This window comes from Bradyrhizobium neotropicale, assembly GCF_001641695.1.
Lineage (GTDB): Bacteria > Pseudomonadota > Alphaproteobacteria > Rhizobiales > Xanthobacteraceae > Bradyrhizobium > Bradyrhizobium neotropicale.
Window position 1 is genome coordinate 64,206 of sequence record NZ_LSEF01000034.1, and the last position, 16,890, is coordinate 81,095.

16 protein-coding genes and 1 pseudogene are annotated in these 16,890 nt (G+C 65.6%); 4 read left to right on the top strand and 13 right to left on the bottom strand.

All coding sequences use genetic code 11. From position 1 onward, the window contains the following. The 3 genes and pseudogenes from AXW67_RS43865 to AXW67_RS43115 form a co-directional block, all read right to left on the bottom strand. Positions 1–646, bottom strand: a pseudogene (locus AXW67_RS43865) (hypothetical protein); the annotation flags it as partial. A gap of 246 nt (positions 647–892) precedes the next feature. Next, on the bottom strand, positions 893–1,294 hold the full coding sequence (gene arsC, locus AXW67_RS09635; protein WP_063677695.1) for an arsenate reductase (glutaredoxin): 402 nt from the start codon (positions 1,292–1,294) through the stop codon (positions 893–895). Positions 1,295–1,404: 110 nt separating this feature from the next. Next, positions 1,405–1,566 carry a hypothetical protein gene (locus AXW67_RS43115; RefSeq protein ID WP_201723656.1) on the bottom strand — a complete coding sequence of 54 codons (162 nt, stop codon included), beginning with the start codon at positions 1,564–1,566 and terminating at the stop codon, positions 1,405–1,407. 3 nt (positions 1,567–1,569) lie between these two features. Here AXW67_RS43115 and AXW67_RS09640 point away from each other — a divergent pair, with 3 nt between their 5' ends. Beyond that, positions 1,570–1,806 carry a DUF6894 family protein gene (locus AXW67_RS09640; protein ID WP_027551435.1) on the top strand — a complete coding sequence of 79 codons (237 nt, stop codon included), beginning with the start codon at positions 1,570–1,572 and terminating at the stop codon, positions 1,804–1,806. On the opposite strand, the gene AXW67_RS09645 is transcribed toward AXW67_RS09640, so the two are convergent. The 9 genes from AXW67_RS09645 to lptF all read right to left on the bottom strand — a co-directional run bounded on the left by AXW67_RS09645 (position 1,803) and on the right by lptF (position 11,888). Continuing rightward, positions 1,803–2,525 (bottom strand): Crp/Fnr family transcriptional regulator, encoded by a 723-nt coding sequence (locus tag AXW67_RS09645; RefSeq protein ID WP_063677698.1) that lies wholly within the window; start codon positions 2,523–2,525, stop codon positions 1,803–1,805. The genes AXW67_RS09640 and AXW67_RS09645 overlap by 4 nt on opposite strands. Positions 2,526–2,767: 242 nt before the next feature. Then, the gene (locus AXW67_RS45015; RefSeq protein ID WP_430648708.1) at positions 2,768–3,139 is read right to left on the bottom strand and encodes a hypothetical protein; all 372 of its coding nucleotides are present in this window, start codon (positions 3,137–3,139) and stop codon (positions 2,768–2,770) included. A 13-nt stretch (positions 3,140–3,152) separates the two neighbouring features. Continuing rightward, positions 3,153–4,211 (bottom strand): alcohol dehydrogenase, encoded by a 1,059-nt coding sequence (locus AXW67_RS09655; protein WP_027551432.1) that lies wholly within the window; start codon positions 4,209–4,211, stop codon positions 3,153–3,155. A gap of 25 nt (positions 4,212–4,236) precedes the next feature. Next, entirely contained in the window at positions 4,237–5,091 is an 855-nt protein-coding gene (gene rsmA / locus AXW67_RS09660) for a 16S rRNA (adenine(1518)-N(6)/adenine(1519)-N(6))-dimethyltransferase RsmA (RefSeq protein ID WP_063677701.1), read from the bottom strand. After that, the gene (gene pdxA, locus AXW67_RS09665) at positions 5,091–6,116 is read right to left on the bottom strand and encodes a 4-hydroxythreonine-4-phosphate dehydrogenase PdxA (RefSeq protein WP_063677703.1); all 1,026 of its coding nucleotides are present in this window, start codon (positions 6,114–6,116) and stop codon (positions 5,091–5,093) included. The genes rsmA and pdxA overlap by 1 nt, the downstream gene beginning before the upstream one ends. After that, positions 6,116–7,072, bottom strand: coding sequence for a peptidylprolyl isomerase family protein (locus AXW67_RS09670; RefSeq protein ID WP_063677704.1), 957 nt, complete (start codon positions 7,070–7,072; stop codon positions 6,116–6,118). Before AXW67_RS09670 ends, pdxA begins: the two co-directional genes overlap by 1 nt. Before the next feature lie 60 nt (positions 7,073–7,132). Then, positions 7,133–9,625, bottom strand: coding sequence for an LPS-assembly protein LptD (locus tag AXW67_RS09675; RefSeq protein WP_063677705.1), 2,493 nt, complete (start codon positions 9,623–9,625; stop codon positions 7,133–7,135). Beyond that, positions 9,625–10,722, bottom strand: coding sequence for an LPS export ABC transporter permease LptG (lptG, locus tag AXW67_RS09680; protein ID WP_027551427.1), 1,098 nt, complete (start codon positions 10,720–10,722; stop codon positions 9,625–9,627). The genes AXW67_RS09675 and lptG overlap by 1 nt, the downstream gene beginning before the upstream one ends. Further along, complete coding sequence (gene lptF, locus AXW67_RS09685; RefSeq protein ID WP_027551426.1) at positions 10,719–11,888, bottom strand: LPS export ABC transporter permease LptF; 1,170 nt, start codon at positions 11,886–11,888, stop codon at positions 10,719–10,721. Before lptF ends, lptG begins: the two co-directional genes overlap by 4 nt. 339 nt (positions 11,889–12,227) lie before the next feature. On the opposite strand from lptF, the gene AXW67_RS09690 reads away from it, so the two are divergent. From AXW67_RS09690 to AXW67_RS09700, 3 genes are all read left to right on the top strand, one after another. Then, a complete protein-coding gene (locus AXW67_RS09690) occupies positions 12,228–13,730 on the top strand; it encodes a leucyl aminopeptidase (RefSeq protein WP_063677706.1) in 1,503 nt (500 codons plus the stop codon). Next, positions 13,727–14,179 (top strand): DNA polymerase III subunit chi, encoded by a 453-nt coding sequence (locus AXW67_RS09695; protein WP_063677707.1) that lies wholly within the window; start codon positions 13,727–13,729, stop codon positions 14,177–14,179. Before AXW67_RS09690 ends, AXW67_RS09695 begins: the two co-directional genes overlap by 4 nt. A gap of 167 nt (positions 14,180–14,346) precedes the next feature. After that, complete coding sequence (locus tag AXW67_RS09700) at positions 14,347–14,838, top strand: hypothetical protein (protein ID WP_027551423.1); 492 nt, start codon at positions 14,347–14,349, stop codon at positions 14,836–14,838. 143 nt (positions 14,839–14,981) lie between these two features. Here AXW67_RS09700 and AXW67_RS09705 read toward each other — a convergent pair whose 3' ends face one another. Further along, positions 14,982–16,847 carry an ABC-F family ATP-binding cassette domain-containing protein gene (locus AXW67_RS09705; protein ID WP_063677708.1) on the bottom strand — a complete coding sequence of 622 codons (1,866 nt, stop codon included), beginning with the start codon at positions 16,845–16,847 and terminating at the stop codon, positions 14,982–14,984. Between the last annotated feature and the right edge of the window lie 43 nt (positions 16,848–16,890).

A 16,890-nucleotide genomic window follows, 5' to 3' on the forward strand; every position in this document is an offset into this window, starting at 1 on the left:
TCGGCTTGGCGGGGGCTTCCGCCGTGGCCGGCGTCACCGGCGCAGGCGATTGCGGGGCAGGGGATTGTCCGGGATCTGCGCTCGGCTGCGCATCGGCCGTGACCGGCTCGGAGGCCGGCTGCGGCGCGGGCGCTGCGGCCATCATTGAGGTGTCGGGCCAGCGTGTAGTGACCGCCGCCTGCTGCTGGGCATTATTCCCATCGGCGGAGGCGGCGGGGGGCCGCCGCGGTGCTGGCGGCGCGATCGCTGCAGCCGGCGCGGGCGCAGCCACAGTCGGCTCGGTCGATGCGGTTCCGCTCTGCTGCGCCACATATTCAGCGCGCGCGTCCTGGACCGAGTGCGGCGCTGCTGGTTCCGCATCCGCCGTGCTGGTCGCGGTCTGCGCGTTCGGTGCGGTCGACGTCTGCGCCGCCTTGTCGCCTTCGGCACGCGTGTACCAGCACTTCCGCTTGCTGGCGCGATCGAGACGATAGTACCAGTGCTGTCCCTGCGGCGCGGTGGCCTTGGGCGAGGCGAGACAGTCGTCGGACGTGGTCGCAGCAGCGGCCGGTGTGTTCGGCGCACTCTGCGACACGGCGGCCAATGGCGCGCCGGCAACGATGCTGGCGACGAGTGTGGATACGAATCTCGCGGATCGGTTGCCCATCCTGGTCTCCCGGTTACGCACGCAACTTGTTACCTGCGCTTTCTCGTCAAAGAGTTGGGTGGCAATGAGCCGCAAATCCGGAGAGGATGAGGCTTAAATCGGGCCTGCGCCGCGCTCGTTTCGCCGCGAAATCGCACGATTTTCGGCCGCAATTACCGCACGGTTCAACGCTCTCGCGGCCGGAACGGCCCGAGCTTTGCCGCTTCGTTCAGGCCAAGAGAGATCAAAAGGCGCAGTCTGGCGCTATCAGCGCGGTTCGATCACTTCGCCGTCTTCCTTGACGAAGCGGCCGACCGGGTTGTCCAGGAGGTCAATCACGGCTTCGGAGGGGCGGCATAGGCGGACACCTTTCGACGTCGCCACGATGGGACGATTGATGAGAATGGGATGCGCCAGCATGAAATCGAGCAGTTCGTCGTCGCTCCATCTGGGATCGCCGAGGCCCAGTTCCTTGTATGGCGTACCCTTCTCGCGCAGCAGGGCCCGGACGGGAATCCCCATCGCCGCGACAAGCTCCTTGAGCCTCTCGCGCGACGGCGGCGTCTTGAGATATTCGATGACGGCGGGCTCGACGCCGCTTTGCCGGATCATGGCGAGCGTGTTGCGCGAAGTGCCGCAATCCGGATTGTGGTAGATCGTGACGGTCATCGTGATGTCTCCGCGATTGCGACAGGCCCGCGCGTCGGGTTGCGCCGAGCACCCGATTCATCAACAGCATGCCGACAATTGCACCGTAAAGCTCGGCGGGGGAAGGGCGACTAGGTGGGCGGCGAGTCGAGATAGACGTAAAGAGCCGCGATCTTGCCGTCGCGCGCGATGATGAAGTCCACACCGGTGTACGCGGGCGCTTCGCCTTTTGGCCCCTCGACGCGTCGAAAGCCGGGAGAATAGGAACCGTGACGGCAACTGCCGAATTCCAAGACATGCCACGGTTTTATTTCGACTACCATGACTGCAACGAGGTTATCATCGACGACGTCGGTTACGATCTCTCCGATCGGCTCGCAGTGCGGCGGCTGGCGCTGGAATCGCTTGGCCAGGCCATCCTGGACGGCGCATCCCGCAATGTCCTGGGGCAGCTTGCAATCGAGGTGAGGGACGCGGCGGGCCCGGTGCTGCGCGTGTCGGCAACAATCGAGATGGAGGAGCCCCGACGCTAGCCGTCGGCCGCCGCCGTGCGGCCCAGCACTTCGCCGAAGTGTCGCTTGACCCAGCGATTGCAGGAGCAGGCGCTGGCTTGAAGCGCGAGCGCGTCGAGGACCAGGATGGCGCCGCGGCGGGTGGCGAGGATTCGCTTGGCCTTGAACATCTGGATGACGCGGCTGGCATAGCTGCGGGAGACGCCGAGCATGCCAGCCAGTTGCTCATGCGTGAGGGGAACCTCGTCGCCCCCGATGCTCTCCTGCGCGGCGATGATCCATTTTGCCGCACGCTCTTCGATGGAGTGCGCGGCGTTGCAGGCCGCTGTCTGCAGCAGCTGCGCGAACTGGCACGCCGCATACCGCGCGAACAGTTCCTGCAGGCTCGCCGATTTCTGCTGAGCCTGCTCGAGCGCGCGGACCGGCAGGCGGACGAGCGTGCCGCCGACCTTCACGACCACGCGGGAATAGGCCAGCGCAGGGCCGCGTCCGGTGGTGGGCACGGCGATCGCACCTTCGCGGCCGACCAGCAGGCTCTCGACCTCGCGATCGTCCTCGACCGGCACCGCGAACGACACGAGCGTGGGACCGCAGGGGAAATGGACCACCGCGACGCTGTCGCCGGAATGATGGAGGATGTGGTTCGCCTCATACTCCACGGGCTGGAAGTGAGGGGCGAGCAGCTCGAAGTCCTGTTGGCTGATCTCCCTGAGGAGATCGTTCTGTGGCCGACCGGTCACGTTTCTTGTCTGTCTCTGGCGGGCCGGGAATCGGCTGCAGCTCGAATCCTACGTTTCCGCAGCGCAACTGACGGTCCGAAAGTGCACATAACGGCTTATGGGAAATCGAAAAGTTGCCGATTATCGCCTGCGGCGTCCACGTTGTTGCGCCTTGATCACGCCTCGAACTCTGTTCGCGTCCGGAGAACTACGGAATTTCGAAACGGGGTTTTGGGGCGACGTCAGATCCGGAGCAAGCGCCGTCATCCGGAACGCGCTTCGCGCTCGACTGAGGCGCGAGTTCGCGCGACATGCTCGCGGTAGGCGGCGATGGCCTTGTTGGCCAGCATCAACTGCCGGCGCTCACCGTTCCCGAGCTGCGCCTCAATGGCGTCGAGGATGATGTTTGCGGACGCGCCGGGTTCGCCGAGCTCTCCGCTTCTCTCCAGAAAGCCCCAGGCGATGAAGAATGCGCTTTCGACGACGCAGCGAATGGACATGCGCTGCCAACGCCGTTCGGGCCGTTGCCGTTCCGCGCGCGCCGCTGGCCTTAACGATTCTGCGTCTTCGCGCGTTGACCTGAGCGACGTGCCGACCGGGCCGAACAAGACGTATGCGGCGACGTGTTCCGTCACGCCGCCGCGCGCTTCAGTTCTTCAGCACGATGCGGCCGACCACCTTGCCGGCGCGCAGTTCGTCGATCCATTTCTGGACGTCGGCCATCGGCTCCTCGCGCATCGGCGTCGGCTTGATCTTGCCGGCGCGGGCGAGCGCCATCAGCTCATGAGCTTCCGCGAGCGTGCCGACCATGAAGCCTTCGATGGTCATGCGCTTGTAGACCCACTGCACCATCGGCAGCGTGAACTGGCCGCCCATCAGCCCGGACACCACGATCTTGCCGCCGCGCGCGGCGACCGCGACCGCGAACGCCATCGACTTCTCGTTGCCGGCGAAGTCGACGATCTCGTCGAAGCCGCCCTCGGTCTCCTTCAGGATGCGCTTGATGACATCAGGCTCGGCCGGATCATAGGCGACCGCCGCGCCGTTGTTCAGCGCGGTCTCGCGCGCCGCGGGGCTGAGATCGGCAACCGTGATAGGCTGCTTGAACATGGCCTGCGCGAACGACAGGCCCATCATGCCGACGCCGCCGAGACCGATCAGCAGGAGGTTGCGCTGGCGCGGACGATCGACCAGGCGCTTGAGCGCGCCGTAGGCGGTCACGCCCGAGCACATCAGCGTCGCGGCCTGGTTGACGGGCAGGGGATCGTAGTCGAGCAGGTATTTTGCGTCGGGTACCAGCACGTGAGTAGCAAAGCCGCCGTCGATGGAGACGCCGAGGAAGCGCTGCTTGACACAGAGGTTCTCGTCGCCGTTGGCGCAGTCGCGGCACTGGCCGCAGCCGATCCACGGAAACACCGCCTTTTTGGCGCCGACGAGGCCGGCCGGCACGTCGCCTCCGACTTCCTCGACGACGCCTGCGATCTCATGGCCCAGCGTAAAGGGCAGCGTCATGCCGCGCGTTGTGTCGAGCCTCTTGCCGCCGCCGAGATCGGCATAGCCGTCCTGGATGTGCAGATCGGAATGACAGAGGCCGCAGCGCTCGATGCGCACCAGCACCTCGCGGCCCTGCGGCTTGGGCGTGTCGATGATGGTCTCGCACAGCGGCGCATCGAACTTGACCAGGGACTGCCGACGCATCAGCGCCATATTCCTTCCTCCGAAATTTTGATTGTCAGCCGTTGCTGCGTATATCGGCCAATTCACGGGCCATGGCAACAAAGCCGGAAATCGGAATGGTCTCCGCGCGCCGCGTCGCATCGATGCCGGCAGCCGCAGCGAGCCGCGCTGGATCGGCTTGAAGCGATTTCAGGCTCTGACGAAGCATCTTGCGGCGCTGGCCGAAGGCCGCGGCCGCGACCTGTTCAAGCAGCCGGCGATCGCAAGGCAAAGGATCCGGACGCGGCACGAGGCGCACCACGGAGGACGTCACCTTCGGCGGTGGCACGAACGCCGCGGGCGAGATGTCGAACAGGATCTTCGTTTCCGCGCGCCAGTTGGCGAGCACGCCGAGGCGGCCATAGGCGTCCTCGTTCTCGCGCGCCACGATGCGCTCGCCGACTTCGCGTTGGAACATCAGCACCATCATCTCGTACCAGGGCGGCCACGGCTCGATCGTGAGCCAGTTGATCAGGAGCTGGGTCGCGATGTTGTAGGGCAGGTTGGCGACGATCTTGGCCTTGGCGCCTGCGAGCAACGGCCGCGGGTCGAAGGTCATGGCGTCGCCATGCACGATCTCGAGGCGACCGGGATAGCGCGCGGAAATATCCTGCAAGGCCGGGATAGCGCGCTCGTCATGCTCGATGGCGATGACGCGGGCGGCGCCGAGCGCGAGCAGGGCGCGCGTCAGCCCGCCGGGGCCGGGGCCGATCTCGACGATGGTGGCCGCTTCGAGCGGCGCGGCCGCGCGCGCGATGCGCGCGGTCAGATTGAGGTCGAGGAGGAAGTTCTGGCCGAGCGATTTGCGGGCCGACAGGGCGTGCTGGCGAATGACCTCGCGAAGCGGCGGGAGGTCGTCGATCGCACTCATCAGGTTGTTGCCGCCGCCATGCGGCTCGCCAGTTGAAGCGCGGCGATCAGACTCGCCGGATTGGCCTTGCCGGTGCCGGCGATGTCGAACGCGGTGCCGTGATCCGGCGAGGTGCGAATGAAGGGCAGGCCGAGCGTGACGTTGACCGCGTCGTCGAAGGCGATCGTCTTGATCGGGATCAGCGCCTGGTCGTGGTACATGCAGACCGCGCAGTCATAGGTACTGCGCGCGGCGTCGTGGAACATGGTGTCGGCGGGCAGCGGGCCCTTGGCCTCGATGCCGTCATTGCGCAGCACCTTGATGGCCGGCGTGATGACGGTCTGCTCCTCATGGCCGATGGAGCCGTCCTCGCCGGCATGCGGATTGAGGCCAGAGACGGCGATGCGCGGGCGCGCGATGCCGAAGCGGGATTTCAGTTCAGCGGCGACGATGCGCACCGTCGAGACGATCAACTCGCTCGTGAGCTCTGCGAGCGCGTCGCGCAGCGAGACATGGATCGTCACCGGCACCACGGCGAGGCGCGGCGACCACAGCATCATCACCGGCTGCGGCACGCGGCCCTCCTGCGCGGCAAGCTCGGCGAGGAATTCAGTGTGGCCGGGATGGCGGAAGCCCGCGCGATAGAGCACGCTCTTGGCGATCGGATTGGTAACGACGGCGCCGGCGCGGCCTTCGCGCACGTCGGTGACGGCCTGGCGGATCGAGGCCAGCGCCGCCGGTGCACTGGAGTCATCGGGATTGCCGGGTGCGGCCGTCGCGGTCTCGCCAGTCGCGACCACGGGCAGGGCGTCGCCGAAGGCCGCATTGGCCTCGCTGGCGCGCACCAAAGCGATCCTGACGTCGGTGCCGAGCGCCTTGGCGCGCCGCGCAACCAGCGCCTCGTCGCCGAGCAGGTAGAAGGCCGGCAGGTTCAGTTCACGGCGCTTCAGCCAGGCTGCGATCGTGATGTCGGGGCCGATGCCGGCGGGTTCCCCCAGGGTCAGGGCGAGAGGCTTCACGGAAGGCTCTTCGAAAGGCTTGGCCATCAGCGATTGCGATATTCGATCATCGCTGCCTTGCGGATCTCGTCGAGATACGCCTTCGAGGTCTTCTCGTATTTCTCGGCGTACATCTTCTCGCGGATCTCGCGCTTCTTCGGCGTGTCGATCGTGGTCGGCTTGCGGGAGCAGAGCACGACCATCTCGATGCCCTGCTTGGTCATCTCCGGCGGGGTCAGGTGGCCGATCGGGGTGTCGTCGAGCACTTTGCGCAGCGCTTCGGGCAGGTCCGCGGTCGTCTTCGTGACGCTCTCCCGGATCGCGGCGTTCGGCGTCGAGCGGAACAGCGAATTGGCCTCCTCGCAGCTTCCGACGCGGCCGCGATAGGTCTCGGCCTCCTTGTGGCGCTGCTCGATGAAGGCCTGGGACGATCCGCGCGGCACGATCAGGACGATCGGCTGCATCTTGTATTCGGTGCCCTCGACCTGGAGCTTCTCGCCCCCCTCGGATTTCACCTTCTCGGCGACGTCCCTTTCACCAACCTGCAGGCGCTCCTTGTAGCGGCCGCGCACAAGACTGGTCCAAACCATCTCGGCCTTCATGCGGCTCTTCAGCGTCTCCGGCCGGACGCCCTTGACCTCGAGCGATTTGGTGAGCTGGTCCGGAGAGACGCGCATGCGCTGGGCCATGCCGGCATAGGACTGGTCGATGTCGGCAACGGCGGGATCGACGCCGTATTTCTTGCCTTCCTTGATCTTCACCTTGTCTTCGATCAGCTCGTTGATGACGTCCTGCCGGCTCGGGGTCTTCTGCGTCGTCAGCTGGTCGAGCTTGCTGCGCTGCTCGATATCGAAGTCGGTGATGGGGTCGCCATTGACCATCACGACGATGTTCTGCGCCCGCGTCGCCGCCGGCGTGCCGATGAGAATCAGCCCGGCCCCAAGGACAGGAACGAGGAGGCGGAACAGGGACAATGGGGTCGTCGTCATGGTTGTTGCTCGCATGTCAGCCGCGCTGAACCTGCGATCCCCTAGGGAAACGCGGCCGGCACTTCAGCCGGTTCACTAATAGCCAGAGAGACCGGAAGTGCTGGTCGTCGACGTCGTCGCCAGCGTGCGCAGGCCGATCTGGAACATGAACGCATGGCTCAGCACGGGCGGCGCCGAGCCCGCGGAGTAGCTATAGGAAGTTACATAGTTCGCCGCCAGCACGAAGCAATCGTCGACATAGCCGGCGCCGACCACATATTGGTTGAGCTTGTTGGCTTCGAGGTCCCAGCGCGCAGAACCCGACACCACCCAGTTGGACGCAACCTTCAGAGAGCCGGTGGTCAGGATGCCCTCGCGGCGCGTCAGATAGCCGAGCTCCGGCTGCGGCGCATAGTTGCCGTAGATCATGCTGACCGACCAGCGGTCGAAATTGGCGCGACCCTCTGCCTCGAAGCGCTGGATGTTCCAGGTTTGCTCATCCATGCGGCTGCGGACGCTGAACGTATAGGTCCGGTTCGGGGAGTAGCCGATGCTCGCGACGTAGTCGGAGCGCGGCTTGTCGAGACCGGAATCGAGACCGGTATTGATGGAATCCTGGACCGCGAAGGAGTTCAGGCCGAACAGCTGGTAGGACTGCCCGAACAACGCCTTGACGGCGCCGCCCTGGTCGAACTGCGTGGTGGCCTGCACCCCGACATTGGCGCGGCCGCCGCCCTCGACGCGGTCGTAGCCGGAGAACTTGTCGACGCTGAACAGGTTCGAGGCGTCGAACACCATGCTCTGCGCGTCCTCGTTGGGAAGCTTGCCGGCATAGCTCTCGTTCGGCCGGATGATGATCTGCGCGATCGGCTCGACGGTCGTCGAACCCCAAGGCTGAACGTTGATGAAGGGATAGCGGTACTCGAGGCCAACCGTCGGCATCAGGCGCAACGCCTGGGTGTCGCCGACGGGCAGGAAGTTCGACACGCCCGGCTGGTTGGAAACCGAGGAGTTGATCGCGTCGGCGCGGACGCTGGCGAACGGCGTCCAGATCTCACCGAACGGATCGGTGAAGGACTTGCGCCACTGCGCTTCCGCCGTCAGGCGGGTGTAGGTGCCGGGGAAGCCGCGCAGGAGGCACTGCGACGGCGTGCGCGCCAGCGGGTCGGCCGACGCCGTCGTGCACAGGCTGGCGGTGTTGGCGAGCGTCGTGATCGGATCGAACACCGCGGTCTCACGCGACAGGTTCTGGAAGTTGGTCCTGTAGCTGAACTCGCCGCCGAAGACCGGATAGTTGAGCACGTTCGAGTAGTCGATCACCGGATAGACCACCGGCACCTGGCTCTGGTTGCCCGAGTAGCTCAGCCAGTACATCGTGCGTGCGTCGAAGAAGCTGCGGTTGCCGACACCGGTCAGATAGAGCTGCGACAGCGCTTCGGTCGGCAGCAGCAGGAACGAGCCGAGCGGATCGCGGTACTGATAGAGCCGGTAGTCCGAGAAGAAATAGTAGTCGGACATCAGGACGCCTTCCCAGCCCCAGACCCACTTGTCGTTCAGCGCGAACTGACCCTTGGTGTCGATGGCGCCGCGGAACTGGCGGTCACCTGGCTGGCCGGCAAACGCTCCGGGATCGAGCTGGTCGATGCCATAGGCGCGGATCTGGTAGGCGCCATCGATCAGGCGCTGCCGGAATTCGCCCTGAAGCAGCACGCCTTGGCGCGTCATGAAGCGCGGGGTGAAGGTTGCGTCCATATCGGGCGCGATCGCCCAATAATAGGGAGCTTCGACGCCAAAGCCCGTGTTCGACGTGCCGGGAAAATAGCCGGGCATCAGGAAGCCGGACTTGCGCTTCACGGTCGGATCGGGCGTCGAGAAGTACGGCATGTAGGCCATTGGCACGCCGAAGAATTCGAGCTGCGCGTTCTCGAAATACAGCATCTTCTCCTGCTGGTCGTGGATGATGCGCGCACCCTTGACCTGCCACAGCGGCGGCTTCTTCGGATCGTCCTTACACGGCGCGCAGGCCGTGTAGACGCCGTTCTCGAAAACGGTGTAGTTGCCGCTGGAGCGGTCGGCGCGGGTCGCGGCCATGCGGGTCTGGTCGGCGGTGTCCACGCGCAGCGAATCGACGAACCCGTCACGATAGTCGTCGGACAGGTCCATGATCTCGGCATAGGTGATCTTGCCGTCGGCATCCGTCATGCGGATGTTGCCTTCGGCATGCAGCCGTTTGGTCTTCTGGTCGTAGATGACCCTGTCGGCTTCGACGCTGGTGCCGTTGTAGAAGAGCTGGACGTTGCCGACCGCGGAGACGCGCGAGTTATTGTAGTCGTAATCGACCTCGGTCGCCTGCACGAGCATCTGATTGTCGTTGGCGACCTTGGGCGGCTTCGGACGGGGCGGCAGCGGATTGTAGGTGAAGCTCTGCGCGCCGGCCGGTGTCACGGCGGCGACGTCGATCAGGCCGGCAAACGATGCGGCGGTAATGAGGGCAAGCAGGACCTTGCGCACGGGCAAGCCGGTCCCGTTCGCGCGCACCGTGGTGCGCCGCGTCAAACAAGACACAGGTCCTCGCCGGACGGCAGTCACTAACCGTCCTCCTGATACAGCAAGGCCAAGAAGCCGGTGAGGCCACCCACCACAACGGGCAACCACGCCGCAGCGATCGGATGCATCAACTCAGCCTTGCTCAAGTCTTCAGTTACTTTCGACAGGACGTAGAGCAGAAAGCCCGCGCCCACGCCACTCAAAACCATCTTCTGTACGCCACCCATCCGGAAGAAGCGCAACGACACGGAAGCTGCCAGCATCACCATCGCTGCAAGCAAAAACGGCTGTGCCAGCAGCTTGTGATACTGGAGTCGATATCCGGCTGTCGCGAAGCCTGAGCTCTCGGATGAGCGGATGTAGCTCGGTAGTTGCCAAAAGGACACAGTCTCGGGTGTGGAAAAGCTGTTGCGGACCTGGGCCTCGGTCAGCGTCGTCGGAATCTCCAGCCGCGCCTGGTCGACGGGCGGGGCGTCCAGCGAGAAGCGGCGCACGGTCTTGAACAGCCAATGGCCGTCCTCGAGCGTCGCCTCGCGCGCCTCGATTCGCTCCTTGAAATGCCAATCTGTATCAAACCGGAACAACGTCAGCCCGGTCAGCCGCACGCCCTGCTGCTCGCTGCGCGCCGCGTTGATGATGACCTGGCCGTCATTGGTGACCTGGTTGAGCCAGAAGCCTGAGGCGTCCTGGATGCCGCCGCCCGGTGCCGAGCCGAATAGCTCCGCCTCCATGCGCTTGGAGAGTTCGCGCAAGTTCGCCGACATCGGATTGTAGACGGTGGTGGCGATCACTCCGATCAGCAGCGCGCTGCCGAGCGCCGGCGAGATGAACTGCCAGGCGGAGATGCCGGCGGCGCGGGCGACCACGAGCTCGAGCCGGCGGGAGAGGGCGAGATAGCAGGTCATGGCGCCGATCAGCATGCAGAACGGCGTCAGCTTCTCCAGCAGCTGCGGCACGCGGAACAGCGAGGTCTCGGCGACCATGATCGCGGAGGCCGAGGCCAGCCCTGAGGTTTTGCGCACCATCTCGATGTAGTCGACCAGCACGAGCAGCAGGAAGATGCTCGCGAACACGCCGAGCGCCGCGATGACGAAGCGGCCGGCGAAATAGCGCCCGAGCGTGTTGGTGAGCATGCTCATGCGGCGGCCGGACGTCCAAACAGACGCGCGATCCGCGCGTTCGATCTGTTGATGGCTTCGAGCAGAGCGGGCGGCGGCTCGACCACGACGCCGCCGAGGATCATCCACACGCCGCCGCCGATCGCCGCCGCCAGCATCGCGTACTGGATCAGCGCCGCAAACGGCGACTTCACGGCCATGACCGAGCAGGCGAATCCGGCCATGCGCAGGCCGAACACGGCGAGCACCGAGCCGCCGATCGAGAAGTTGCGGCTCTGACGCGTGGTGCGCGGAGCGCCGAGGAAGGCGAAAGTCAGCGCCGCAAAGGCGAACGGGTAGAGCGGCGCCATGATGCGGTCATGCAGCTCGGAACGGAACTGGCCGGGGACGGCCTTGTAGACCGGGTCGTCCTCGGCGGGCGAGAACAGCTCCCAGAGATAACGCTCGCGGATGCCGAGGGTGACGTCGTGGCCCTGGTTGGAGAACTTCGACATGTCGAAGCCGTAGCGGCCGAATGCCACCAGCGCCGGATCGCGCTTGCCGGCCTCGAAGCGCTGGAGATTGCCGTCCTTGAGCACCAGGAACGAACCGTTGTCGTTCTTCACGACCTCGCCATGTTCGGCGACGATCGAGACGCGCTCATTCGGATCGCGGCGGTCGTCGATGAAGATGCCGGCGAGGATGCCGCCGGGCTGGCGTTCGCGGATCCGGATCGTGAGATTCTTGTCGAGCTGGGCGAAGCGGCCGGGCTGGAGAATGTTGGTCAGCACGTCGGCGGTGATCTCGGCGTCCCACTGCTTGATCCGCCGCATGCCGTCGGGGGCGAGATAGGCCGCGATGAAGGCGACCAGCAGCGCCACCACGCAGGTGGCGTAGAAGAACGGATAGAACAGCCGGAACGGCGAGAAGCCGGCGGCATTCATCACGATGATCTCGGAATCGGTCGCGAGCTTGTTCAGCGTGTGCGAGATCGCGATCATCAGCGCGATCGGCGAGATGATCAGGATCAGCGCCGGAATGACGAGGCTGGTGATGCCGAGGAAGGTGAGGATGGTCTGGCCCTGGCTCGTCATCAGGTCGATGCCGCGCAACGCCTGCGTAATCCAGATCACGCCGGTGAGGCTGACCAGGACGAGCGCAAACGACGCCAGCGTCGTGCGGAAAATATACCTATCGATCGACCCCATGCGCTACCGCACGATTCCCACCAAGGCCCCACTGCAGGTCCCGGAACCTGGCCGCCCGACCCATCCCCGCAAGGGGATCCCCAGGGTCGCGCCGCCACTTCTTCCGCCGCCTAATCTCTCACTACCATCCCTTTGATCCGTCAACAAAATGGCTGCCCCGTGGCACCGTCAATATATGGTTAATATTTCGCTCGTTGTGGCGTTCGCGCCACGGGGGGTGCTTGGCATCGGCCGGGCCTTTCGCCCATAGTGCGGAAAGTCCAGTGAATCGCGGTTCAGCGCCGGCCCTCGGCCGGGGCCGCTGAGCGGCAAAAGCCCCATGTTTTGGAGGAGTTACCCATGTCCGATGCCATCAAGGTCGGCTTCGTCCCGCTTGCCGCCGCGCCCCGTGGCATCCTGGTCGTGTTCTGCGACGACAGCTTGAAGGTGGGGCCGGCGACCGCCAAGGCGCTCGGCGCCGCCAACGAACTCGTGAAGCGGGCGGCGGCTGCTGCCGCCTTCAAGGGCAAGAGTGGTGCGGCTCTGGACATCCTGGCGCCCGAGGGATTGAAGGCCACTCGCCTGATCGTGATCGGCGCCGGCAAGGCTGAAGCGCTGAAGGCGAGCGATTTCCTCAAATTCGGCGGCGTGGCGGCGAGCAAGCTCCACCCCGGGGGCGGCGCCATGACCATCATGGCGGAGCTGCCCGATGACGCCATGACGAGCGAGCAGGCGGTCGCGATCGCCGCGGGTCTGCGGCTGCGCGCCTACAAGTTCGATCGCTACAAGACCAAGAAGAAGGACGGCGAGGAGGGCGGCGCCCTGCACGCCGAGGTCTCGCTTGGGGTTTCCGATGCGGCGGCGGCGAAGAGGGCCTTTGCGTCGGCGGGCCACGTCGTCGACGGCGTGATTCTCGCGCGCGACCTCGTCAACGAGCCACCGAACGTGCTCTTTCCCGAGGAGTTCGCGCGCCGGGCAAGCCAGCTCCGCAAGCTCGGCGTCAAGATCGAGGTGCTCGACGTCAAGGCGATGCAGAAGCTCGGCATGGGCGCGCTGCTCGGCGTCGGCCAGGGTTCGGCGCGGCCGAGCCGCACCGTGATCATGCGCTGGGACGGCGGCAGGAAGGGCACCGCGCCCGTTGCCTTCGTCGGCAAGGGCGTCTGCTTCGACACCGGCGGCATTTCGATCAAGCCGGCCGGCAGCATGGAGGACATGAAGGGCGACATGGGGGGAGCTGCCTGCGTCGTCGGCCTGTTGCATGCGCTCGCGGCGCGCAAGGCCAAGGTCAATGCGGTCGGCGCCATCGGCCTCGTCGAGAACATGCCCGATGGCAACGCTCAGCGTCCGGGCGACATCGTCACCTCGATGTCGGGCCAGACCATCGAGATCATCAACACCGACGCGGAGGGCCGTCTCGTGCTCGCCGATGTGCTCTGGTACGTCGCCAAGCGGGTGAAGCCGAAGTTCATGGTGGATCTGGCGACGCTCACCGGCGCGATCATGGTCGCGCTCGGCACCGAGCATGCCGGCATGTTCTCCAACAATGACGAACTGGCCGAGCGCCTCCTGACGGCCGGGCTCGAGAGCGGCGAGAAGGTCTGGCGCATGCCGCTCGGCCCCGAATACGACAAGCTGATCGATTCGCAGTTCGCCGACATGAAGAACACCGGCGGCCGCCATGGCGGCTCGATCACGGCGGCGCAGTTCCTCCAGCGCTTCGTCGACGGCACGCCCTGGGCGCATCTCGACATCGCCGGTACCGCGATGGGCGCGCCGAAGACAGACATCAACCAGAGCTGGGGCTCCGGTTACGGGGTGCGGCTGCTCGACCGGCTGGTGGCAGATCACTACGAGAGCAAATGACCGAAGTCCTGTTCTACCATCTGCAAGACATGTCGGTTGAGAACGTCTTGCCGCCGCTTCTTGAGAAGTCGCTGGAACGCGGCTGGCGGGTCGTCGTGCAGTCGACCTCGCCGGAGCGCGCCGATGCGCTGGATGCGCACTTGTGGACCTATCGCGACGATTCCTTTCTGCCTCATGCGACATGGCGCGTGAGCGATGCGGCCGACCAGCCGATCGTGCTGGTGATCGAGGAGGACAATCCGAACAACGCCAATGTTCGCTTCCTGATCGACAACGCCGCGTTGCCGCAGGACGCCCAAGGCTACGAGCGCATGGTCCTCTTGTTCAACGGCGACGATCCTGACGCGCTGGCCCAGGCGCGCAGTGCCTGGACGGATTGCAAGACGCGCGGATTCGAGGTGACCTACTGGCAGGCTGACGAGCGCGGCCGGTGGCAGCGGCGGAATTAGCGGTCGATCGCAATTAATGATAATTTGCACTTTGCGGGCGATGCTGGCTTTGGCCACCTTCGTGCCGCAAAGTGATGTTGGGACAATCGCTTAGGGCTGGTCCTTCACCCGGGGGAATTTAGTTTATCGTGCGACATCAAAAGCTTCCAAAGGCGCTCATAGTTGCGTTGGCCGCCGTCGCACCGCTGATCGCGGGCTGCTCGAGCGGAAGCGATGTGTTTTCGAAGGACGCCGAGTGGTTCGCCAGGGCCGGCCGCCTGAGCATCAAGAACATCTCGATCGAATCGCCGCCGCTGACTCCCGACAAGCCGGTGAGGGCCGACGATCTCGTCAGCGCCGAGGGCGCCTGTCCGGGCATGGCCCCTGTTGGCGCGCCGGGCGATGCCAATGCCTCGACCGAGCCATCCGCTCCGTCGGGCGGGACGGTCGCACTCGGCCATACCGAATGCGACGTGGTGCGCGGCATCGGCGCGCCCTCGAACGTCAACATCTCCAATGATGCCGGCGGCCGGCGTGTCGTCGTCGTCACCTGGCTCACAGGGCCGCGCGCCGGCATCTACACCTTCACCTCAGGCCGCCTGTCCTCGATCGAAGCCGGGCCCGAGCAGGCGCCCGCGCCGAAGCCGGTCAAGCCGAAGGCAAAGAAGAAGTCGGCGTAGTCGCGGCCGCTCGTGTCCCGGGCGCGGCGCGGCATGAAATGACGCGACACTGAGCCGGGATTCAGTTCGTAACGACGATGGGCCCCGGCTCAGCAGCGCATCACCGTCGTGCTGCGCTGCGTCCGGGGCACTAGAGCAGCGATCTACCCCACCGCCTCGTCGTATTGCGCGCTGGCTTCGAGCCATTGCTCTTCTGCGCGTGCCAGCGCGTCCGCGGCATTGGCGCGTGCCTTGGAGAGTTGCGCGGCCTGCTTGGGGTCGCGGGTGAAGATGTCGGGCAGGGCGAGTGCGGTGTCGATCTTGGCGATGATCTCGCTGACGCGCGCGATCTCGGCCTCCGCCTCGGCGATGCGCTTCTTCAGCGGGCCGCGATTGTCTGATCTTGGACGCTGCTGCTTTTCGCTCACGGCGCTCCGCTCGCGTGGCGCGGCTTCCGCGTTGCGCGATGACAGCACCAGGCGGCGATACTCGTCGAGGTCGCCGTCGTAGTTGGTCACGGTGCGATCGGCGACGATCCAGAGCCGCTCGGCGCAGGCCTCGATCAAATAGCGGTCGTGCGAGACCATGATGACCGCGCCGGGAAACTCGTTGATGGCTTCGGCGAGCGCGGCGCGGCTGTCGATGTCGAGATGGTTGGTCGGCTCGTCCAGGATGATCATGTTGGGGCCGAAGAAGGTCGCAAGGCCGAGCAGGAGCCTTGCCTTCTCGCCGCCCGACAGCTTTCCGGCCTTGGTGTCCGCCGCCTTGCCGGAAAAGCCGAGCGCGCCGGCACGCGCCCGCACCTTGGCCTCGGGCGCATCGCCGCCCATCAGCTTGCGGACGTGATCGTAGGCGGAGGCGTCCTCGTTCAACTCGTCGAGCTGGTGCTGCGCGAAATAGGCGATCGACAGCTTGTCGGCGCGCGTGACCTTACCCGAGAACGGCGCGAGGCGGCCGGCTAGCAGCTTGACCAGCGTCGACTTGCCGTTGCCGTTGGCGCCGAGAAGCGCGATGCGGTCGTCATTGTCGATGCGCAAGGTGACGCGGCCCAGCACCGGCGTCGCCGTGTCGTAGCCGACCGAGACGTTGTCGACGGCGATGATCGGCGGCGACAGCATCTTCTCCGGCGCGGGGAAGCTGATCTCGTGTACGTCCTCGGTCACGAGTGCCGTGATCGGCTTCAGCCGTTCGAGCATCTTGACGCGCGACTGCGCCTGGCGTGCCTTCGACGCCTTGGCCTTGAAGCGGTCGACGAAGGCCTGCAGGCGCGCGCGCTCGGCCTCCTGGCGCTTCACCTGCTTGGCATCGAGCAGCTCGCGCGCGGCGCGCTGCTCCTCGAAAGAGGAGTAGGAGCCGCGATAGAGCGTGAGCTTGCCGCGCTCCAGATGCAGGATCTGGTCGACCGAGCTCTCGAGCAGGTCGCGGTCGTGGCTGATCACGATCACCGTGCGCGGATAATGCGCCAGATGGTCCTCCAGCCACAGCGTGCCTTCAAGGTCGAGATAGTTGGTGGGCTCGTCGAGCAGCAGCAGGTCAGGGGCCGCGAACAGGGTCGCGGCCAGCGCGACGCGCATGCGCCAGCCGCCGGAGAACTCCGCGCAGGGGCGCGCCTGATCGGCGGCCGAGAAGCCGAGGCCGGAAAGGATCGCGGCTGCTCGGCTCGGAGCCGAATGCGCGTCGATGTCGACAAGGCGGGTCTGGATCTCGGCGATCCGGTGCGGATCGGTCGCGCTCTCGGCCTCGCGCAGCAGCGCGTCGCGCTCGAGATCGGCCCTGAGCACGACCTCGATCAGGCTTTCCGGTCCGTTTGGCGCCTCCTGCGCGAGGCTGCCGACGCGCCAGCGCGGTGGCAACGTCACCGTTCCATGCTCGGCGGCGAGCTCGCCGCGAATCACCTTGAACAGCGTCGACTTGCCGGTGCCATTGCGCCCGACCAGACCAACGCGCGAACCGGGCGTGATCTGCACGGAACTCTGGTCGATCAGGAGGCGTCCGGCGAGCCGGACCGAGAGGTCGGTGATGGAAAGCATGCGGCCTTGTCACCGCAAGGCGGCGCGAACGCAACCCGTTTTT